The organism is Nereida sp. MMG025 (assembly GCF_021654165.1).
Classification (GTDB): Bacteria; Pseudomonadota; Alphaproteobacteria; order Rhodobacterales; family Rhodobacteraceae; genus Nereida.
Genome location: NZ_JAKFZN010000001.1, coordinates 479,882 through 501,193, shown reverse-complemented (window position 1 = coordinate 501,193; position 21,312 = coordinate 479,882). Strand labels below are relative to the sequence as shown.

18 protein-coding genes and 1 tRNA gene are annotated in these 21,312 nt (G+C 57.3%); 7 read left to right on the top strand and 12 right to left on the bottom strand.

What is annotated here, in order from left to right:
* Positions 1-12: 12 nt before the first annotated feature.
* From trpE to fabI, 6 genes are all read right to left on the bottom strand, one after another.
* On the bottom strand, positions 13-1,539 hold the full coding sequence (trpE, locus tag L1065_RS02400; RefSeq protein WP_237093846.1) for an anthranilate synthase component I: 1,527 nt from the start codon (positions 1,537-1,539) through the stop codon (positions 13-15).
* 3 nt (positions 1,540-1,542) lie between these two features.
* The gene (locus tag L1065_RS02395; RefSeq protein WP_237093845.1) at positions 1,543-3,381 is read right to left on the bottom strand and encodes a peptidylprolyl isomerase; all 1,839 of its coding nucleotides are present in this window, start codon (positions 3,379-3,381) and stop codon (positions 1,543-1,545) included.
* A gap of 76 nt (positions 3,382-3,457) precedes the next feature.
* Entirely contained in the window at positions 3,458-4,642 is a 1,185-nt protein-coding gene (locus tag L1065_RS02390; protein WP_237093844.1) for an aminotransferase, read from the bottom strand.
* Positions 4,639-5,160, bottom strand: a complete 522-nt coding sequence (gene gpt / locus L1065_RS02385) for a xanthine phosphoribosyltransferase (protein ID WP_237093843.1) — start codon at positions 5,158-5,160, stop codon at positions 4,639-4,641. The genes L1065_RS02390 and gpt overlap by 4 nt, the downstream gene beginning before the upstream one ends.
* Positions 5,161-5,172: 12 nt before the next feature.
* Positions 5,173-5,787, bottom strand: a complete 615-nt coding sequence (locus L1065_RS02380; protein WP_237093842.1) for a LysE family translocator — start codon at positions 5,785-5,787, stop codon at positions 5,173-5,175.
* Positions 5,788-5,793: 6 nt separating this feature from the next.
* A complete protein-coding gene (gene fabI / locus L1065_RS02375; protein ID WP_237093841.1) occupies positions 5,794-6,609 on the bottom strand; it encodes an enoyl-ACP reductase FabI in 816 nt (271 codons plus the stop codon).
* Positions 6,610-6,764: 155 nt separating this feature from the next.
* Between fabI and pdxH the strand changes: the two genes are divergently transcribed.
* The 5 genes from pdxH to L1065_RS02350 all read left to right on the top strand — a co-directional run bounded on the left by pdxH (position 6,765) and on the right by L1065_RS02350 (position 12,947).
* Entirely contained in the window at positions 6,765-7,370 is a 606-nt protein-coding gene (gene pdxH, locus L1065_RS02370) for a pyridoxamine 5'-phosphate oxidase (RefSeq protein WP_237093840.1), read from the top strand.
* Positions 7,371-7,486: 116 nt separating this feature from the next.
* A complete protein-coding gene (locus L1065_RS02365; RefSeq protein ID WP_237093839.1) occupies positions 7,487-8,023 on the top strand; it encodes a cold-shock protein in 537 nt (178 codons plus the stop codon).
* Between the two features lie 11 nt (positions 8,024-8,034).
* Positions 8,035-8,505 (top strand): DUF192 domain-containing protein, encoded by a 471-nt coding sequence (locus L1065_RS02360; protein WP_237093838.1) that lies wholly within the window; start codon positions 8,035-8,037, stop codon positions 8,503-8,505.
* A 41-nt stretch (positions 8,506-8,546) separates the two neighbouring features.
* A tRNA-Pro gene (locus L1065_RS02355) sits at positions 8,547-8,623 on the top strand.
* Between the two features lie 664 nt (positions 8,624-9,287).
* The gene (locus tag L1065_RS02350; protein ID WP_237093837.1) at positions 9,288-12,947 is read left to right on the top strand and encodes a vitamin B12-dependent ribonucleotide reductase; all 3,660 of its coding nucleotides are present in this window, start codon (positions 9,288-9,290) and stop codon (positions 12,945-12,947) included.
* Positions 12,948-13,188: 241 nt separating this feature from the next.
* Here L1065_RS02350 and L1065_RS02345 read toward each other — a convergent pair whose 3' ends face one another.
* The gene (locus tag L1065_RS02345) at positions 13,189-13,413 is read right to left on the bottom strand and encodes a hypothetical protein (protein WP_237093836.1); all 225 of its coding nucleotides are present in this window, start codon (positions 13,411-13,413) and stop codon (positions 13,189-13,191) included.
* The gene (locus tag L1065_RS02340) at positions 13,400-14,554 is read right to left on the bottom strand and encodes an aromatic ring-hydroxylating dioxygenase subunit alpha (protein ID WP_237093835.1); all 1,155 of its coding nucleotides are present in this window, start codon (positions 14,552-14,554) and stop codon (positions 13,400-13,402) included. Before L1065_RS02340 ends, L1065_RS02345 begins: the two co-directional genes overlap by 14 nt.
* A gap of 301 nt (positions 14,555-14,855) precedes the next feature.
* On the opposite strand from L1065_RS02340, the gene L1065_RS02335 reads away from it, so the two are divergent.
* A complete protein-coding gene (locus tag L1065_RS02335; RefSeq protein WP_237093834.1) occupies positions 14,856-15,095 on the top strand; it encodes an EF-hand domain-containing protein in 240 nt (79 codons plus the stop codon).
* A gap of 91 nt (positions 15,096-15,186) precedes the next feature.
* Here L1065_RS02335 and ilvN read toward each other — a convergent pair whose 3' ends face one another.
* The 4 genes from ilvN to L1065_RS02315 all read right to left on the bottom strand — a co-directional run bounded on the left by ilvN (position 15,187) and on the right by L1065_RS02315 (position 19,878).
* Entirely contained in the window at positions 15,187-15,750 is a 564-nt protein-coding gene (ilvN, locus tag L1065_RS02330; RefSeq protein ID WP_237093833.1) for an acetolactate synthase small subunit, read from the bottom strand.
* 153 nt (positions 15,751-15,903) lie between these two features.
* A complete protein-coding gene (locus L1065_RS02325) occupies positions 15,904-17,655 on the bottom strand; it encodes an acetolactate synthase 3 large subunit (RefSeq protein WP_237093832.1) in 1,752 nt (583 codons plus the stop codon).
* Between the two features lie 181 nt (positions 17,656-17,836).
* Entirely contained in the window at positions 17,837-18,472 is a 636-nt protein-coding gene (locus tag L1065_RS02320) for a response regulator transcription factor (RefSeq protein ID WP_237093831.1), read from the bottom strand.
* Positions 18,469-19,878: a cache domain-containing protein gene (locus L1065_RS02315; RefSeq protein WP_237093830.1), complete on the bottom strand. Its 1,410-nt coding sequence runs from the start codon at positions 19,876-19,878 to the stop codon at positions 18,469-18,471. The genes L1065_RS02320 and L1065_RS02315 overlap by 4 nt, the downstream gene beginning before the upstream one ends.
* Positions 19,879-20,150: 272 nt before the next feature.
* Here L1065_RS02315 and L1065_RS02310 point away from each other — a divergent pair, with 272 nt between their 5' ends.
* A complete protein-coding gene (locus L1065_RS02310; RefSeq protein ID WP_237093829.1) occupies positions 20,151-21,236 on the top strand; it encodes a TRAP transporter substrate-binding protein in 1,086 nt (361 codons plus the stop codon).
* Positions 21,237-21,312: the final 76 nt, after the last annotated feature.

Genomic DNA, 21,312 nt, shown 5'->3' with positions numbered 1-21,312 from the left:
GCATCGGGCGGCTCAGCCCGCTGCGTTGCCGCCTGCATCCATGTCTGTAAACCGCACCGCATCTTCGGCGGCTTTTCGGATCGCGTTGGATTTGTGGACGGTTTCTTGATATTCCGCCTCGGCGTCGCTGTCATAAACCACGCCGCCGCCTGCCTGAATATACAGCTTTTCGTCCTTGACCACGGCCGTGCGCAGCGCGATGCACATGTCCATGTCGCCGCCTGCGCTGAAATAGCCGCAGCCCCCGCCGTAGACACCGCGCTTTTCGGGCTCAAGCTCGTCAATGATTTCCATCGCGCGGATCTTGGGTGCGCCCGACACGGTGCCAGCAGGCATGCCCGCAAAGAAGGCCGATAGCGCGTCCTGATCATCTGCCAGCTCGCCCACCACATTGCTGACGATGTGCATCACATGGCTGTAGCGTTCCACGATGAATTCTTCGGTGGGTCGGACAGTGCCTATTTTGCTGACTTTGCCCGTGTCGTTGCGGCCCAGATCCAGCAGCATCAGATGCTCGGCCAGTTCCTTTTTGTCGGCCAGCAAATCAGCCTCTAACGCGCGGTCCTCTTCGGGGGTGGCACCACGCGGACGGGTGCCAGCAATCGGACGGATCGTCACCTGTGAACCAAATACGCGCACAAGGATTTCGGGGCTGGCGCCAATCACCTGAAAACCGCCGTAATTGAAATAGAACATGAAAGGCGAGGGGTTGGTGCGCCGCAAACTGCGATAGAGCGCAAAGGGCGGTTCTTTGAAATCCTGCGTCCAGCGCTGTGACGGCACCACCTGAAAAATGTCGCCTGCGCGGATGTAGTCTTTGGCGACCTCAACCGCGTCTTTATATTCCTGATGGGTGAAGTTGGACACCGCATTGGCAGGCGCAGGGTCTGCGGCCATGGCGCGGGTGTCGCGGGGCAGTGGCCGGTCCAGATCGCGCAGCGCCTCTTGGACGCGGTCAGCGGCCTGTGCATAGGCGGCCTTGGCCGACAGCCCCGCGTTGGTCCAGGCCGGCGACACAAGGATGACCTCGCCTTTCACGCCGTCTAGAACCGCGATGACTGTGGGACGCAGCATCACCGCGTCAGGCAGACCAAGGGGGTCGGGGTTCACGCCCGGTAGGTGTTCGACCAGACGGATCATGTCATAGCCCAGATAGCCGAAAAGCCCTGCCGCCGCCGCAGGCAAATCGGCTGGCATATCGATGCGCGTTTCGTCGATGAGGGCGCGCAGATTGGTCAACGGGTCTGCGTCTTGGGCCACAAAGCTATCTGCATCTGTGCGCGCCATGCGGTTCACCTCGGCCTGTGTGCCGCGGCACCGCCAGATCAGATCGGGGCGCATGCCGACAATCGAATAGCGCCCACGCACTTCGCCGCCTGTGACCGATTCCAGCATGAAGCTGTTGGTATCCGCGCCCGCCAGTTTCAGCATGAGCGATACGGGCGTGTCCAAATCAGCAGGCAGGCGCGTGTAGACCAGTTGGTTTTTGCCCGCCTCATAGCCTTTGGCAAAGTCATCAAACGAGGGGGTGAGGGTCATAACTTATTGAAATCCTGCGTGAATAGCGTTGATCGCACCTTGATCCAGCTGGATACGTGCATCTGATTGGATGCGGGCTGTGAAAGCGTCCAACAGGTCCTGGCCCATGTCTTGTTCGGTGGCCGACGTGAGCGCATCGCGCAAGGATGCAACCTCGGCGTCGGCGGCATCTGGATCGTTGATGGCGTCCAGTCGCAACACATAGATGCGCTCTGGCCCTTCAATCACCTGAACATCGCCTGCGGCCATTTCAAAGGCGGGACCGACCAGATCAACGGTCTGCCCGGGGATGCCATCACTGCGCAGAATGTCGGTTTCGATTGTTTCATCAAGGCCCTGATCAGGCAGGGCCGTGCCGTCCCGAAGCGCAGCAGCAACGGCTTCGGCCTGCGCCAGCAACGCTGATTTCTGTTCAGCCGAACGCCATGCAGTAACGGCCGTTTCACGGACCTCTTCAAGCGGTTGCAGGCGTGGTTCAAGCACCTCGTCCAAGCGCATCGCAAAAACGCCGCCATCTTCGAGTTCCAGTACTTCGGGGAAGTCGCCATCGCTGATGGCTGCCGCGGCTTGACGGAACGCATCATAGGCTGCGATGTCCGTGTCGACGCCTGCATGCCAGTCAATCGTGCCAAGTTGCAAATCGCTTTCGGCGGCCAGATCTTCCAGCGTCGCACCTGATGCGAGGCTTTCGTCATAATCGCGTGCACCACTGGCAATCAGGCGGCCTGCACGGTCTGCCACGATCTCGGCAGCCAGATCATCGCGGGCTTGCTCAAATGTGGTTTCCTGGGCGGCCAGAATGGCATTTACACGGAAAATCGCGGGGCCGAGGTCTGTTTCAACGACGCCAGTGACGCCTGTATCGTCCAGCGCAAAGACGGGATCGGCAGAGCTGCCCAGATCAAGTGGCGTAACGGTACCCATATCAATATCGCTCAGGGTCAGGCCACGGTCTTCGACAATACCGTCAAAGCTGCTTGGATCGACAGAAAGTTGGGCGGCCGCTGAGGCTGCAGCTTCGGCATCGGGAAAAATCAGACGTTCTACCAAACGGCGCTCTGGCTGGACATATTCGGCCAGACGTTCTTCATAGAGCTGGCGCAGCGTTTCATCGTCCACATCAACGGTTTCGGCCATCATGTCGGGTGTGAGCCAGACATAGGTGATCCGTTTTGTTTCGGGCAGGGTGAATTGATCGGGGTTGGCTGTGTAAAAGGCCACCAGTTCTGCATCTGTTGGCGCACCAATGGGCGTTTCCAGATCCTCTGGACGCAATGATGCCCATGTAAAGTTGCGGCGTGCGGCAACATAATCAAAAAGCGTATCCAGATAGGTCGGAGAGGCCGTGGCCCCCGTCATTACCGCAGCTTGCAGGATAGAGCGCGCCGACTGGCGGCGTAAATCGGCTTCAAACTCTGCTTCCGACAGGCCCGAGCGTTGCAGGGTGAAGGCATAGGCCTCGCGGTCGAAATTGCCCTGAAGATCGCCAAAAGCAGGGATGGCAAGGACCTGGCGGCGCACTTCTTCGTCGCCCACCGACAGACCCATCTCGCGGGTTGCGTTATCAAGGGCGGTTTCGCCAATCACCCGCTGTAACACAACGCGGTCAAGCCCGAATTCCTGCGCTTGCTGGAAGGTCAGGTTTTGACCCAGTTGTGCGCTAAAGGCGCGCAGATCATTGTCCAGCGCGCGGCTGTAGCTGGCGGCAGGGATGTCCTGATCGCCGACGGTGCCGATGGACCGAATGTTTGTGCCAAAGCCGCCTGTGCCGAAACCCACAAGGCTGACCGCCAGAAGGCCAAGCAAGATGTAGCCTAGTGATTTGCCGTTTTTGCTCGCCATCGAATTATCCGCCCCAAAATGGTGTTTGGATTTGTTTATGCGCCCTATGCGCGGCCTTCAAGGTGTGCTGCGCGTTTTAGGCGTCTCGGGCGTGCGGCAGATCAATGTCTGCCAAACGGCGATACAGCTGTTCGATGCCCGCACGGTCGATATTGGCGAATGCGATGCGCAGTTCCGCGCCGCCGGCTGTGTCATGGCTTGGCCGAAACATTGTGCCGGGAAGGGCAAGGATGCTCTGGTTTTGAACCATCCATTTGGCCAGCGCATCGGACCGCATTGCAAACGGGTGGCGCATGTAGGCAAAATAGGCGCCGCAGCCCATCAACTGCCAGCCTTTGGCGGCAAGCACGGCAAAGCCATCTTCAATCGCGGCACGGCGATCTAGTATTTCGAGACGTTCGCCCGCAAGCCAATCGCCGAGGTTTTGCAGCCCCCAAAGTGCCGCCTTTTGACCAAGCTGGTTGGGACAAATGGCAACCGTATCAAGAAATTTTTCGACCTCTGCCAGAAAAGCTGTGCTGGCCAGCATGGCGCCCACGCGGTGTCCCGTCAGGCGGTAGGCTTTGGAAAAGCTGTAAAGCTGGATCAACGTGTCGTCCCAGTTGTCTTGGGCCAGCAGTTGATGGGGCGGCTCGTCGCGGCTGTCAAAGTCGCGGTAGGTTTCATCGATGATCAGCTTGATCCCGCGTGCATGCGCCAGATCGAAAAAAGCCTGCACGGTCGCAGCCGGGTATTCCACGCCGCCTGGATTGTTCGGAGTGACTAGCACAATGGCACGGGTGCGATTTGTGATGTGGCGTGCAGCGTCTTGGGCCGTTGGGATCAGGCCCGCGCCACAGGGCAGGGCAACGGTGCGCACGCCCGCCATATCAAGCCACATTTTGTGATTGAAATACCAAGGCGTCGGCAAAATGACCTCGTCGCCTTCGCCGCAGATGGCGGTAATCGCGGCGGAAAAGGCCTGATTGCAGCCAGAGGTGATGGCCACTTGGTCGGGGCGGGCGGTGCCGCCGAAGTGAGTAGACCATTGGCTGGCCAGTTCGGCACGCAAGGCAGGCAAGCCCAGAACGGGGCCGTAAAGATGTGTGTCATCCTCTTCCATCATCGCCGCCATTGCCGTGCGCATGGCCGCGGGGGGCGGATCAACAGGGGCCGCTTGGCTGACGTTGATCAAAGGCAGGGCGCCGAAGTCAGCGCCGTCAAGCCAGCGTCGCGCCTCCATCACGGGTGGGGCGAAGGTTGCGGCGGTGCGCGCGGTCATCCATCGGTCCCGCGGTAAGGTTGCACATATTGGAGCGCCATATCCCACGGGAAAAAGATCCATGTGTCCTGGCTGACCCCTGTGATGAAGGTATCCACCTGTGGCTCGCCCTGTGGTTTTGCGTAGACGGTGGCGAAATGCGCGTTGGGATAGAGGCTGCGCACCAGTTCAAGTGTTTTGCCGCTATCGACCAGATCATCCACGATCAAGATACCCGTGCCATCGCCCATCATCTCGGGATCGGGGCTTTTGAGGACTGTCGCATCGCGTCGCTGGTCCGCTTTGCCGCCGCCCGAGTGATAGGATTTCACGCTGATCGTATCGACTGTGCGGATATCCAATTCGCGCGCGACGATCATGGCAGGGGCCATGCCGCCACGGGTGATGGCAACAACGGCGCGCCATGCCCCATCATCAGGCCCATGCCCGTCCAGACGCCATGCCAAAGCACGGCTGTCACGGTGAATTTGGTCCCAAGAGATGTGAAAGCCTTTTTCGTGTGGCAGACGGTCGGTCATTGGTGAAGTCCTTTAAGTCAGAGCAATCTTTGCGCCCAATATGGCAAGAATACCGCCAAAGCTTCGGTCTAGCCATAGCTTGAAACGCCCGTAGGCGGCACGCGCCCGTGGTTGGGAAAAAGCCCATGCCACAACGATATACCACGCCGTTTCAACCCAGAAGATGTTGAACAGCACAATGGCCTTGTCTGCCACGGTCGCCCCAAGCGGGATGAACCCGACAAAGACAGCGCCAAAAAAGATCGCGGGTTTGGGGTTGGCCAGCATCGCCACGGTACCAAGCCGTATGGCCGACCACAGGCTGCGCGGCGCGGCACCTTGGGTGATCTGGGGCATCGGATCGGGCGCGTGGCGCCACATCATATAGGCAAGGTAGATCAGGAATAGACCGCCAATAAGCTTGGCCGCCGTGAACACTGTTGGTAAAACCTCAAACACCAAAGCCAGCCCTGCAATCGCGGCAAAGGCCCACACGCAGGCACCTAAGCCGAAGCCGATGGCAAGGCCTGTTGCTGGCACAAACCCTTCGGATGCGGCCGTGCGGACCGATAATACAAACGATGGCCCTGGCGAAATCGCTGCCAGCAAATGGACAAAGGCAACGCCGATGAAGGCCGCAAGGGTCATGCGCCGTCAGTCTTTCTTGGGGGGTGTCATGTCAGGGGCGTCAACCGCTTTCATGCCGACCACGTGGTAGCCTGCATCGACATGCAGGTTCTCGCCCGTGGTGCCGCTGCCCAGATCGGACAGCAGGAAGAGCGCGGATTTACCCACTTCGTCGATGGTCACGTTGCGGCGCAGGGGCGAGTTATATTCGTTCCACTTCATAATGTAGCGGAAATCGCCGATGCCGCTGGCGGCCAGCGTTTTGATCGGGCCTGCCGAAATCGCATTCACGCGGATGCCGTCTTTGCCCAGATCTTCGGCCAGATATTTAACCGATGCCTCTAGGGCGGCCTTGGCCACACCCATGACGTTATAGTGGGGCATGACTTTTTCGGCGCCGTAGTATGTCAGCGTCAGGCATGAGCCGCCGTTGGTCATCAACTTCTCGGCACGCTGCACAATGGCTGTGAATGAATACACAGAAATATCCATCGACATTGCGAAATTGCCGCGTGACGTGTCCACATAGCGGCCTCGCAACTCATTCTTGTCGGAAAATCCAATGGCATGCACCACAAAATCAAGGCTGCCCCATTTCTCCTTTAGCGTGTCAAACAATGCGTCCATCGATGCCTCGTCCGAGACATCGCAGGGCACAACCGTGTCGCTGCCCAGTTGCTCGGCCAATGGGCCAACACGCTTTAAAAGCGCGTCGCCTTGGTAGGAAAACGCCAATTCTGCACCTTGTTCGGCCAAGGCTTTTGCAATCCCCCACGCGATGGATTTATCGTTTGCCAGCCCCATGATGAGACCGCGCTTTCCTGCCATAAGTTGTGCCGACATCGACTTCGCCTTGCATTATTGATCAATTTCCAGCGAGGTGTAAGACAACTGCCGTTGCGCGGCAAGTCTTGCGACACCATGTTGATGACGTGAGGACGGGGGTTGCGCCTTTGTCGCAAGGTGCGATAACGCCGAGCAAAGCGAGGATTTAAACCATGTCGACCCGAGATGGAAAATTTGCAGGCGATGACCCGTTTGCCATTGTGCGCAGCTGGATGGCTGAGGCCGAAGTGTCGGAGATCAATGATCCCAACGCCATCGCCCTGTCGACGGTCGACGCAGACGGGTTGCCCAACGCGCGGATGGTTTTGCTCAAAGACGTGGAAGATGACGCCTTCGTCTTTTACACAAATTACACCAGTAAAAAGGCCCAAGAGCTGGACGGGGCCGAAAAAGCAGCCTTTGTGATGCATTGGAAGTCATTGCGTCGCCAAATCCGCGTGCGCGGTCATGTCAGCCGCGAAGACGGGCCGCAGGCTGACGACTATTACAACTCGCGATCGCTCAAAAGCCGTCTTGGGGCTTGGGCGTCGCAGCAATCACAACCGTTGTCCAGCCGCGCGGCTTTGATGGCCGAGGTGGCAAAGGTCACGGCAAAGCAGGGTCTTAATCCGGCACGACCGCCGTTTTGGGGTGGCTATCGCATTCGCCCTGTGGAAATCGAATTTTGGGCCGATGGGGATCACCGCTTGCATGATCGTTTCCGTTGGACGCGACCAACCGTTGATGCGCCTTGGTCTATTGATCGGCTAAACCCATAGCCTGACGTTTTTTTCCGAGTTTTTTGTTTTCACACAACAATGAAATTGGCGCCCTGTGACGCGGGGGTGCCACGCTTGAAAAGGTGAGGTGCGACGAGCGCGCCTTGGATAATTTGATGACCGACATAACAGAACGACACGCGCACGTTGTCGAGGGCACAGTGAAATGGTTTGACCCGGTTAAGGGGTTTGGGTTTGTGGTATCCGACGAGGGCGGCCCCGATATCTTGCTGCATGCCAATGTGTTGCGCAACTTCGGGCAGGGGTCTGTCGCTGACGGAGCGCGCATTGAAATTGCCATCCAAGAAACCGACCGCGGCGTGCAGGCGGTTGAGGTTGGATATATAGAGCCACCCACTGGCGATGAGACTTCAGGTCTGGACGATTTGGCGGATATCGACGCAGGGGATATCGCGGCATGCCCGCTTGAGCCTGCACGTGTAAAATGGTTCGATAAGTCGAAAGGCTTTGGGTTTGCCAATGTGTTTGGCAGCGGCGAAGATGTGTTTGTACATATCGAAGTGCTGCGCCGGTCCGGCTTGGCCGATCTGCAACCGGGCGAGGCAGTGGGCCTGCGGGTCATAGATGGCCAACGCGGGCGTATGGCAATGCAGGTCACAGCATGGGAAGCGGGCATCGCACGCGAAGAGTAGGGCTAGATTGAATGACGCGTTTGTTTTGTGTGATTGGCTTTTGTCTGGCGCTGTCCTCTCCTGCATGGGCCCAAGCGGACTGCCGCGAGGATACCGTTTATCTGAGGGGGCCATGGGGGCAGGCGCAGTTTTCCGTGGAAATCGCCGATGATGATGACGAGCGCGCGCAAGGCCTGATGCACCGGCAGGATTTGCCACGCGGGGCGGGGATGCTCTTTATCTACGACCGCCCGCAAGCCGTGAGCTTCTGGATGCAAAACACGCTGATCCCGCTGGATATGATTTTTGTTGATGCCCAAGGGGTGGTGCAAAAGATCCATCAGGATGCAGTGCCCATGGACACCACGGGTATTTTTGGCGGTGACGGTATCTTTGCTGTGCTGGAAATCAACGCGGGTTTAAGCGCGTTATATGGAATGGATGAGGGGACGCAGCTGCGCCATCCCCGGTTTGAAAAAGACATGGCGAAATGGCCATGTTAGGGGTTTTCATTTCTCAAAACTGATATTAAACGACACGCAGTCGGGGCGTGGCGCAGCCTGGTAGCGCACCTGTTTTGGGTACAGGGGGTCGCAAGTTCGAATCTTGCCGTCCCGACCACTTCACAAAAAGCAAACAAGATCGCGTTCGGTAGGCATATTTGGTGCCATATCGCGCGGCGGCGTAGGCTGTCGCCAGATCTTGTGGTGGCCTGTGTGTGGGGATTGCATCACCATATGTGGGTCTGGGGTTCACCTTCCCACCAAATCTGGTGGTTTTGCACATTTTTGCAGCACTATTTCTGAGTGATCAAAACTCGGCCTTTTTCCGTATGAAATTCTGAAAAGCGGCGAGTCTGCGGGCCCGGCACAGCAGCAAATTTCCAAAAGCCACTGGTTTTATTGCGAAAATATGAAACCATCCCCAAGGATGATTTCGGATGCAAATTCACCTTGGGTCAAAGTGAATCACTCAATCGCGTCCAAGGCCCATCTACCCGTGGGGGGTCAACAGAAAAGATACACCAAATATGGTAAAAAAAGCGTTGACCCAAACCGTCGCACTGGGTCATGTTGTGCGGGCTGACAGGGTAGCCACAACATATAGTGGCATCTCTGGGGCGAGGACAGGTTCGCAAGAACACAACAATATTTGAGAAAAAACCATCACTGCATCGAAGTATCGAGGCAGCGAGCAGATGAGATTTGTCCACGCCAGCAATTAGAGCGCCGCCGAAACTTCGGGGGCAGGGGATAGACGCTTTTGTATTGGGAAACAGGGCAACATGAAAATTGAACGCAACTTCACCGCAGCCGGCAATGATGCTTACGCCGAGTTGGATTTTGTCACCACAACATCGGAAATTCGCAACCCCGATGGCACAGTCGTTTTCAAGCTGGATGATCTTGAGGTGCCATCGTCGTGGAGCCAGGTGGCCAGCGATGTGATCGCACAGAAATATTTCCGCAAGGCTGGTGTCCCGTCCAAGCTTGAGAAGGTGAAGGAAAAAGGCGTTCCCGAGTTCCTCTGGCGCTCGGTCCCTGCCGAGGGCGCAACAATGGGCGGCGAAACATCCGCCAAACAGGTTTTCGACCGTCTGGCAGGCGCTTGGACCTACTGGGGTTGGAAAGGTGGATATTTCACCACCGAAGAAGACGCCCGCGCTTATTTTGATGAAATGCGGTACATGCTGGCGACACAGCGCGCCGCACCAAACAGCCCACAGTGGTTCAACACAGGTCTGCACTGGGCCTACGGTATCGATGGTCCTGCCCAAGGCCACCACTATGTGGACTACAAGACGGGCAAACTGACCAAATCCACCAGCAGCTATGAACACCCACAGCCGCACGCGTGTTTCATCCAGTCGGTTGCTGACGATCTGGTCAACGACGGCGGTATCATGGATCTGTGGGTGCGCGAAGCTCGTCTGTTCAAATACGGCTCTGGCACAGGCACCAACTTTTCGTCTCTGCGCGCCGCAGGCGAGGGCCTTTCGGGCGGAGGCAAATCGTCGGGCCTGATGGGTTTTCTGAAAATCGGTGACCGCGCAGCGGGTGCGATCAAATCGGGCGGCACAACACGCCGCGCTGCCAAGATGGTGATCGTTGATGCCGATCACCCTGACATTCAGGAGTTCATCAACTGGAAAGTGCTGGAAGAGCAGAAGGTAGCGTCGATCGTTGCGGGCTCGAAAATGCACGAAGAAAAGCTGAACGCGATCTTTGCCGCGATCAAAGCATGGGACGGCGCAGAAGAAGACGCCTATGACCCCAAGGCAAATCCACAGCTGAAAGAGGCGGTGAAATCTGCCAAAAAGGTTGCGATCCCAGAGACTTACATCAAGCGCGTGCTGGATTATGCAAAGCAGGGTCACACAAGCATCGAATTCCCGACGTATGACACGGATTGGGATTCGGAGGCCTATAACTCGGTCTCGGGGCAAAACTCCAACAACTCGATCCGCGTAATAGATGCGTTCCTGAAAGCCGTTGAAGAAGATGGCACGTGGGACCTGATCAGCCGCGTGGACGGCAGTGTGACCAAAACCGTGCAAGCGCGCGAGCTTTGGGAACAAGTGGGCCACGCCGCTTGGGCCTGCGCCGATCCGGGCATCCAATACCATGACACCGTCAACGCATGGCACACATGCCCCGAAGATGGTGCAATCCGCGGCTCCAACCCGTGTTCGGAATATATGTTCCTTGACGATACGGCCTGTAACCTCGCGTCGATGAACCTTTTGACCTTCCTCAAGGACGGTGAATTCCAATCGGCCGACTACATGCATGCCTCGCGTCTTTGGACGATCACTTTGGAAATCAGCGTGATGATGGCGCAGTTCCCATCCAAAGAGATCGCACAGCGTTCGTACGATTTCCGCACGCTCGGTTTGGGCTATGCAAACATCGGCGGCCTGCTGATGAACATGGGCTATTCCTATGACAGCGACGAAGGCCGTGCCCTGTGTGGCGCTCTGACAGCGATCATGACAGGTGTGAGCTATGCCACATCCGCCGAAATGGCAGGCGAGCTTGGCCCATTCCCGGGTTACAAAAAGAACGCAGACCACATGCTGCGCGTCATCCGTAACCACCGCACCGCGGCTTACGGCGCGTCGGATGGATATGAGAGCCTTGCGATCAAACCAGTGCCGCTTGACCACGCATCCTGCCCAGATAAATCGCTGATCGATTTGGCAATGTCGTCATGGGACGAGGCGCTCAAACTGGGTGAAAAGCACGGCTACCGCAACGCGCAAGCCACTGTTGTTGCCCCCACAGGCACCATCGGTCTGGTGATGGACTGCGACACGACAGGGATTGAGCCAGACTTTGCCCTTGTGAAGTTCAAGAAACTTGCGGGCGGTGGCTACTTCAAGATCATCAACCGTTCGGTGCCAGCCGCTTTGGAAAAACAAGGCTACAGCAGCGCGCAGATCGAAGAGATCGTCAGCTATGCAGTTGGTCACGGCACATTGGGTAACGCACCCGGCATCAACCACACATCGCTGATCGGACATGGATTTGGCCCGGCAGAGATTGAAAAGATCGAAAGTGCACTGCCTTCGGCCTTCGACATCCGCTTTGTGTTCAACCAATGGACCTTGGGCGAGGAATTCTGCACCAACGTGCTTGGCATCCCTGCACAAAAGCTGAACGATCCCACCTTTGACCTTCTGGCGCACCTCGGGTTCACCAAATCCGACATCAACCTTGCCAACGATCATGTGTGCGGAACAATGACGCTGGAAGGCGCACCGCATCTCAAAGAAGAGCACTACAGCATCTTTGATTGTGCCAACCCGTGCGGCAAGAAAGGCAAGCGTTTCTTGTCGGTCGACAGCCACATCACCATGATGGCTGCGGCGCAATCCTTCATCTCGGGGGCGATCTCGAAAACGATCAACATGCCGAATGATGCAACGATCGAAGACTGCCAAAAGGCCTATGAATTGTCGTGGTCGCTTGGTGTGAAAGCCAATGCGCTTTACCGTGACGGATCGAAACTGAGCCAGCCTCTTGCGGCCTCTCTGGTCGAAGACGACGAAGAAGCACAAGAGATCCTGGAAACAGGTGGCACGATGGAAAAGGCGCAAGTGATCGCTGAAAAAATCATCGAAAAAGTTGTCGTCAAAGAGATCGTCAAATCGCACCGCGAAAAAATGCCAGAGCGCCGCAAGGGCTATACGCAAAAGGCCATCGTGGGGGGCCACAAGGTCTATCTGCGCACGGGCGAATACGAGGACGGCAACCTGGGTGAGATTTTCATCGATATGCATAAGGAAGGCGCAGGCTTCCGTGCGATGATGAACAACTTTGCCATCGCCGTGTCGGTGGGCCTGCAATACGGTGTGCCGCTGGAAGAGTTCGTGGATGCGTTTACCTTCACCAAGTTCGAGCCAGCGGGTATGGTTCAGGGTAACGACAGCATCAAGAATGCAACGTCGATCCTTGACTATATCTTCCGCGAACTGGCCGTGTCCTATCTGGACCGCACCGATCTGGCCCATGTGAAGCCCGAAGGCGCCACATTCGATGATCTGGGTCGCGGTGAGCAGGAAGGCGTAGCCAACGTCAAGGAGCTGTCCGATGAAGGGGCCGAAAGCGCGAGCCGCACACTTGAAGCGCTCAAGCACATCAGCTCGACAGGGTATCTGCGCAAGCGCGTGCCACAAGAGCTGACGGTTCTGCAAGGTGGCGCAGCGGTGGCGTTCTCGGGATCGGCTGATCCTTCGGCCGCGCTGCAGACCATTGTATCAGAGACGGTGACTGCACCCGCCACATCTGTGGGCACAGGCACCGTCACCATGGACGCCCGCGCCAAAGCCAAGATGCAAGGCTACGAGGGTGAGGCTTGCGGCGAGTGCGGCAACTACACGCTGGTGCGTAACGGGACCTGCATGAAGTGCAACACCTGCGGCGGCACTTCGGGGTGTAGCTAAAAGACTTGCCGCGGCCCCCTGCGCAAGCGGGCGAGGGCCGCGGTGACAACAATCAGGCCGCAGGCAATAAAACTTTGAGCGGTATGAATGATGAGCCTGATTGTTAAACTAGGGGTCCTTCGGGGCCCCTTTTTCTTGTGCCTATTGTGATCGAATAGTGCGGCTTGCGCCGCGCATCATGTTTTAGCTTAGGGGCGCTGCCCCTCAAACTCCCCGAGGTATTTGGACAACAATGAAGCGGTCAGAGGCGGCCGTGTTTTTTGAGGCGTGCTGCCAGTCGCGGCAGGCCGGCATCTGCGCTTTCGAGCGCAAAGACATAGGCGTGTGTAAGGAAAAAGCAGGCCTCGTCGATATTTGCGTTCTCTTCGGACTGGTCGGCCGCATGTGTGTAAAGGCGGATCAGCGCAGCGCTATTCCCGGCAGCATGGGCTGCCAGAAGCTGTGTGTTCAGTTCAGTCGGTTTCACGGAACGTCTGGATTTGGCGTGCGACCCAGTCATGGTAGCAGTGTGTTGGTCCGTCCATCGCCGGGCTAAACCGTCCACCGTCAAAGGCGGGCGCGCGTCTGCCTGATTGCATGCCTTCGACAACCATGATGTCTTCTTCGAACACCTCTTTCCATTGGGTGGCATTTTTCACGCGCATTGCCGGATCGGTTTGGGGTGCGGCGTAATAGAGGTGAATGTGTTCGCGGGTGTGGGCGTGATCAATCGGTTCCAGCACAATCGCGAAGGCATGATCGCGCTGCGCGCCCAGAAGAACGTTGGGATAGACCGTGATGTATTCCGCACCTTCGTTCCAGAACTCTGACAGGTTGGGGAAGTCTGGAAAAACGCGCCCGTCATCGCCTTTGAGTTGGCGGTAGACCAAAGTGCCCTGGCCTGAGTATTTGCCCATTTCGGTGATGTTGTAGTGATCTTCGAGGCGAGAATAGCTGTTAAGGCCCGGGTGCACCCAAGGTAGGTGATAGCTTTCACAGTAGTTTTCGACAGCCAGTTTGTAGTTCGTTTTGACATCAAGCTGGAAAGTACTTTCCGGGCCACCGTGATAGTGGGGGCTGTCAAATTCCGACCAACGTGCGATCAGCTCTGCGTGCATCTCTTCGAACGGTGCGGCGGTGCCCGATAGGTTGATAAAGATGACATCGCGCCAGATGTGGCTGCGCACTTCGATCAGTCCCAAGTCATCTTTGACAATCGTTTCATGTGTGTTGTGGCCCGCGCCACCGACATGCGGCGTGCTAACCAGCTTGCCTGCCGTGGAATAGCACCATGAGTGATAGGGGCAGCGGATCGCGCCTTCGATTTTGCGCGGCTCGGACACAAGGATCATCCCGCGGTGGCGACAGATATTGTTAAACACGCGCACCTGGTCATCTTTGCCGCGCACCAAAAGAAGGGGGATGCCCAGAAATTCGAGCGGTTTTGCATCCCCGATTTCGGGCACATCGGCTGCAACGGCCAACCCTGACCAATTTGCCATGAGGACAGCTTTTGCTTCTTCGGCAAAGGTCGCAGGATCGGTGTAATGCGCATTTGGCAGGCCGTTTGCGGTGGCAACGGGGCGTCGCACAGCGTCAAGCGGATCGGGGCAATGGTCTTTGGCCATGGGATACTCCTGTCACGCGATTCTGCGACTAGTGTCACACCAGCAGCCCCGCCTGACGCGCCTGTTTGCGACCTGCAAGATGCCGCTCAAGTCACTTGATTTGCTAAGAGAAGGCTTGCCGATCAAAGCGCGGGTTTCCGCCATAAGCGTTTGTTTGCAATGCAAAATCGGCCATTCGCGCGGTGGAATGCGCAATTGTGCCCGATCGCCCCGATGCACTGGCGCAGGCCGCCACGCGCCGCCAATTTAGCGTCACACACCGCCAAAGGGGCGGGTGAGACAGTCTTAAAAGGAGACACCTATGACACGTTTTTTCATGAGCGCGATTGCTGCAACCCTTCTGGCAACGCCTGTGATGGCGATGACAGAGATTGATACGGATGGTGACGGGTTTTTGACGCTGGCAGAGATGCAGGCGGCGTATCCGGACATGAGTGAAGAGATGTTCACAGCCATCGATACCAATGGTGACGGTGTGGTGAATGCCGAGGAAGTATCGGCTGCCGAGGACGCGTCACTGCTGCCCAAAACCGACGGCTAACAGCACCTTCCCGAGGGTCCCTATCCCCAGTGGGGACGGCCCCGACACCCATCGTTTTACAGGCGCGTAATCGCGGGGTGTCGGGGTTTTGCTATTCCGGACCGCGGCTGAGCGCGGCCACACCCGTGCGGGCCATTTCGACCAGCCCGATGGGGCGCATCAATTCGGCGAAAGCGTCGATTTTGCCGACATCGCCCGTGATTTCAAACACGAAGCTGTCAAGCGTGCTGTCGACGACATTGGCACGAAAGATTTCGGCTAACCGTAAGGCTTCAATACGTTTGTCGCCTGTGCCCGTGACTTTGAAGAGCGCCAGTTCACGCTCGACGGCGGGGCCTTCGACGGTCAAATCATGCACGTCATAGACAGCCACGATGCGGCCAAGCTGCGCTTTGATCTGGTTGATGATCTGGGGCGTGCCTGTTGTGACGATGGTGATGCGGGACAACCCACCGTCGTGATCCACTTCGGCCACCGTCAGGCTTTCGATGTTGTAGCCGCGTCCCGAAAACAGGCCGATCACGCGGGCCAGAACACCGGCTTCGTTGGCCACAAGAACGGCCAGCGTATGCCGTTCCTCAACGTCCGAAAACGTAGGCCGCAGGTTATAAGCAGAATGGCTGGTTGAGCCTTTTTTGAGCTTGAGAGGGGACATGATTTTTTCCGTTCTATTCGTCAAATTCGATGTATGGCCTAGCGTCTGCTGATGGTATGGCAATGCGTCAGACGTTTTGCCATCCTTGGGTGCGGATCATGCGCGTCCCAAGCCCTTCGAAAGAGGCCGCGCCCGCGGGGGGATGATGCTGTATTACACCATCACAGCGCCGTCGGCTTTGATGACACCTTGGGTTTCCGCTTCGCCCAAAAGCATCTCGTTGTGGGCCTTGCCAGAGGGGATCATCGGGAAGCAGTTTTCATGCTTTTCGACCAGACAATCGAAGATCACCGGACCGTCGTAGTTGATCATTTCCATGATCGCGTCGTCCAGATCGGCAGGATCGGAACAGATGATCCCTTTGCACCCGAAAGCTTCGGCCAGCTTGACGAAATCGGGCAGGGCTTCGGACCATGACTGCGAATAGCGTTCGCCGTGCAGCAATTCTTGCCACTGGCGCACCATGCCAAGCCGTTCGTTGTTCAGGATGAACTGTTTGGCGGGCAGGCGGTATTGCACGGCTGTGCCCATTTCCTGCATGTTCATCAGCCATGACGCTTCGCCCGCCACGTTGATGACCAGCGCGTCGCGGTGCGCGGCCTGAACGCCGATGGACGCAGGTGTGCCGTAACCCATGGTGCCCAGACCACCCGATGTCATCCAGCGTTTGGGGTCTTCGAACCCCAGATATTGCGCGGCCCACATCTGGTGCTGGCCCACTTCGGTGGTGATGTAGCGGTCCATGCCTTTGGTCAGCGCCTCAAGCCGTTCAAGCGCGTATTGCGGTTTGATCACCTTGCCTTCCTGGGTAAACTTCAGACAGCGGACGGCGCGCCATTCGTCGATCTGTTTCCACCATTTCGACAAGGCCTCTGCGTTGGTTTTGCGGCCCTTGGCTTTCCAGACCTTGAGCAGGTCCTCCAGCACGTGTCCCACATCGCCCAAGATCGGGATATCAACGTGGATGACCTTGTTGATCGAGGAGGGATCGATGTCGATATGCGCTTTTGTGCTGTTTGGGCTGAAAGCATCAATGCGCCCTGTGATGCGGTCGTCAAAACGCGCGCCGATGTTGATCATCAGGTCACAGTCGTGCATCGCCATATTGGCTTCATAAAGACCGTGCATCCCGAGCATGCCAAGCCAGTTGTCGCCCGATGCAGGATAACAGCCCAGACCCATCAGGGTAGAGGTGATTGGAAAGTTCGTGGCCGCAACCAATTCGCGCAACAGCTGGCTGGCCGCGTCGCCAGAGTTGATGACGCCACCGCCTGAATAGATGATCGGGCGTTTGGCCTTGGCCATCGCCTCTGCCAATTCCTCAATCGCGGCCATGTCGCCTTTGACCTGCGGCTGGTAGTGCGATTTTTGCGGGGCAGGCGGCGTGTAGGTGCCTGTCGCGAATTGCACGTCTTTCGGGATGTCGACCAGAACGGGGCCCGGGCGGCCGTTGGTGGCCACGTGGAATGCTTCGTGGATGGTTTGCGACAGGTTGTCGGTCTCTTTCACAAGCCAGTTGTGTTTGGTGCAGGGCCGCGTGATACCAACCGTATCAGCCTCCTGAAAGGCATCCGAGCCGATCATGAATGTCGGCACCTGACCAGTCAGAACGATCATGGGGATGCTGTCCATCAGCGCATCGGTCAGACCCGTCACGGCATTTGTGGCACCCGGGCCAGAGGTGACAAGAACAACACCCGGCCGGCCTGTGCTGCGCGCATAGCCTTCGGCGGCGTGTGTCGCGCCCTGTTCGTGGCGCACCAGAATGTGCTGGATGCCCTCTTGTTGAAAAATCTCGTCATAGATCGGCAGCACAGCACCGCCGGGGTATCCAAAGACAGTATCCACACCCTGATCCTTCAGGGCTTGGACGACCATTTTCGCTCCGCTCATCTGGCGTGACATGATGTGTTCTCCGATTTGTCTACGTTTCGCGTTCCGAAATGCTGCAATATTGGGCAAATCGGGGCGCGTCAACAGGGGTGGCGGAGAAAATAACGTATGTTTGGTGTAAATCTTTTCGAAAGTTGCGCAAATATGGCCGCTTGGTGAAATTTTGCAGAAAATCACATGATTGAGATGTCGTTCAGAGCATTTCACCTGTGCCTTGCAGAACACCGTGTTCCATCGCATAGCGGGTCAGCCCCGCGGTGGTGGAAATACCGAGCTTGCGTTTGATGTTTTTGCGGTGCGTTTCCACCGTGCGCACGGAAATATCGAGCGCCAGCGCGACTTCCTTGTTTGATTTGCCCGCAGCCAGTTGCAAAAGGATGGTTTGTTCGCGGCTCGTCAGCACTTCGCGCCCGCCTGCTGTGGGGGGATCAAGCGAGCCTTTGGCGCCCGTGCACAGATAGCGGTCGCCTGCCAGCACGGCGTCGATGGCGGTTTTAATCTCTTCGGTGGGCACATCCTTGAGGATATAGCCGCGCGCGCCGTGGCTGAGTGCGGTGGAAATATATTCGGCGCTGTCATGCATCGACAGGATGACGATGCGGGTGTCGGGGCGGCGTTCCAGAATGATCTCGGTGGCTGACAGCCCGCTGACGCCTGGCATGTTCAGATCCAGCAAGATGACATCGGGAGCCAGCTCTTCAACGCGGTCGATAGCGTCTTGTCCGTTCGAAAGGGTGCCTACGACATGCAGATCGTCGTAGGTTTCCAAAAGCGCCTGAATGCCTTGGGCGACCATCGGGTGATCATCAACAATAAGGATGCGGGTCATGCGGAGGCCTTTGTGGGTGTTTCGGGGGGCAGCAGATGGGTGAGAGGCACTTGCGCTTCTATCACCGTGCCGGATTTGGATGACAGGATGCGCAGCGTGCCGTCAAGCTGTTCGATCCGTTCGGCCATATTGCGCAGACCCAGACCCGAGGGGCCATCGTCATTTTGTTGGGGCAGCCCGCGCCCGTTGTCGGAAATGCGCAAGGTCGCACCATTTCGGTGGCCTTTGAGGTCCATCCGCACGCGGGTGGCATCTGCGTGGCGTTCGATATTGGTCAGCGCCTCTTGGGCGATGCGGTAAAGCGCGATCTTGGCGTCCTGATCCAGACGGTTGCGGAACACCACGGTTTCAAAATCGGTGGCAAGGCCTGTGCGGTCGGAAAATTCATCGGTCAGGGATTTCAGGGCAGGGCCAAGCCCCAGATCATCCAGCACACCGGGGCGCAGATCACGGCTGATGCGGCGCACCTCGCCGATGGCTTCATTCAGACTTTCGATCCCGCGGTTCAGACTGTCGCCTGCGCCCGTGTCGCCTTTGGCAAAACGTCGTTTCGCCAGTTCCAGCGAATAGCGGATGCCCACAAGGATCTGGCTGATCCCGTCATGCAATTCGCGGGCCACGCGGCCGCGTTCTTCTTCCTGGGTGTCAAAAATCCGTTCGGTGAGTTGTTTCAGTTTGGCATCGGCCAAACGGCGTTCGCGGATGTTCAGCACCAGCCCGCTGACAAAAACGACCATCAGCGCACCAAGGGTGATCGCAACGATATAGACAAAGGTGCGATCGATGCGGCGTTCCACATCGGCGCGGGCTGCGGCAACCGTTGCCTGCACATCATCGACGAAGATGCCTGTGCCCACCGCCCATCGCCAGTCCTGCAGACCCGCAACGTAGGTAATGAAGGGCGCTTTTTTGCCCGTGGAGGGTTTGGTCCATTCAAAGCTGTGATAGCCACCACCCGAGCGCGCGATATCAATCAGTTGATCGGTGATCGGCACGTCGTTGATGTCGGTCAGTCCAGACCAGTCCTTGTCGATCAAGAAGGTCTGGCGCGGCGCCACAAGGTTGGTGCCGTCGTAATCAAACACAAAGAAATAGCCGTCTTGCCCGTAGAGCATCGCTGACAAAAGCTGGCGGACTTCTTCTTTGGCCACCGCATCATCAGGCGCGGCGCGGCCGTAGATATTCACAAACCCCGTGCGGGCAATCGACAGGTAATTCTTTAGCTCTTCCTTTTTGGCGGCCAAAAGCTGTGTTTCCAGCGCCGCGATTTCGCGTTCCGCCAGTTCGCGTGACTGATCAAGTACCACCCACCCGATAATCGTGGCCGCGACCACCAAGGGCAGGGTGGCCAGAAAGAATAGTTTTTGGCCGTATGACAGCCTGATGGGGGACGAGCGTTTGCGCATATTGATTCGATAGCGGGGAATCATCGAGGTGTTAAGCCAATATCTGGGCCTATGTGCTGCAAGAATAGCCGATATGCAGGGTGCGCAAGGCTGGCGGTGCAAATGTTAACGCTAAAATTGGTCAGAAAATCGGTCCAAACGTCCGATCTACGTAGTACTTGGTATGGCATCCTTTGAGAGCGCGTCATAGGCTCCGGCCACTGTTAACGATCCGGTGGGTGCGGTCTTTTGGGGCGCACTGCTGACAAAAACTATCTCGGGAGGATACTTATATGGATCGTCGTTCTTTTCTGAAAACTTCGGCTTTGGGTGGCGCAACGGCCGCTGCAGCGTCGACGCTGGCAGCGCCAATGTACGCACAAGGCAACCGCACGCTCACGATGGTTACATCGTGGGGCCGTGGTCTGGCAGGCGTTTTTGACGCCGCACAGCATGCAGCCGACAGCATCACTGCGATGACAGACGGTCAGCTGACTGTCGACATCAAAGCTGCTGGTGAGCTTGTAGGCGCGTTTGAAGTGTTTGACGCCGTAACTGCGGGTCAGGCTGACATGTATCACGCGGCTGACTATTATTTCGTAGGTCAGCACCCTGCGTATGCGTTCTTCACGTCGGTGCCATTCGGTATGACAGCCCAAGAGCTGGCAAACTGGTACTACCACGGTGAAGGTGCCGCGCTGCACGACGAACTGGGCCAGATCTTTGGTCTGAAATCGTTCCTGGCGGGTAACACAGGTGCCCAAGCGGGTGGCTGGTATCGCAAGGAAATCACATCGGCTGCTGACTTCAACGGTCTGAAGTTCCGCATGCCAGGTCTGGGCGGTAAAGCCTTGGGCAAACTGGGTGCATCGGTTCAGAACCTTCCAGGTGCCGAAGTGTATCAAGCACTGGCATCTGGTGCGATTGACGGCACCGAGTGGATCGGCCCATGGGCGGACGAAAAAGCCGGTTTCCAGGAAATCACACAGTTCTACTACACAGCGGGTTTCCACGAGCCGGGTGCGGGTCTGTCGCTTGCGACAAACCGCGACGTGTTCGACAGCCTGTCGCCAGCGCATCAGAAGATCATCGAGATCGCATCGGCGGAAGCACACCAGTGGAACCTTGCTCAGTTCCTCAACAACAACGGTTCGGCGCTGCAGCGTCTGCAATCGGGTGGCGTGAAGGTTTTGGAATTCCCGAACGACGTTTGGGATGCATTCGGTTCAGCATCGGACGAAGTGCACCAAGAGAACATGGGCGACGACATCTACAAGAAAGTCTACGACAGCTACCAAGCGTCGATGATGGCGTCCTCGGGCTGGATCAAGCAGGCCGAAAGCGCCTACCGCGACCAGCGCGACCGCGTTCTGGGCTAAGCCCAACGGCCAAAACGGGAAGGGCGCGGATATCCCGCGCCCTTTTCACACCAAAACAAGCCAAGGCCAGTGCGAC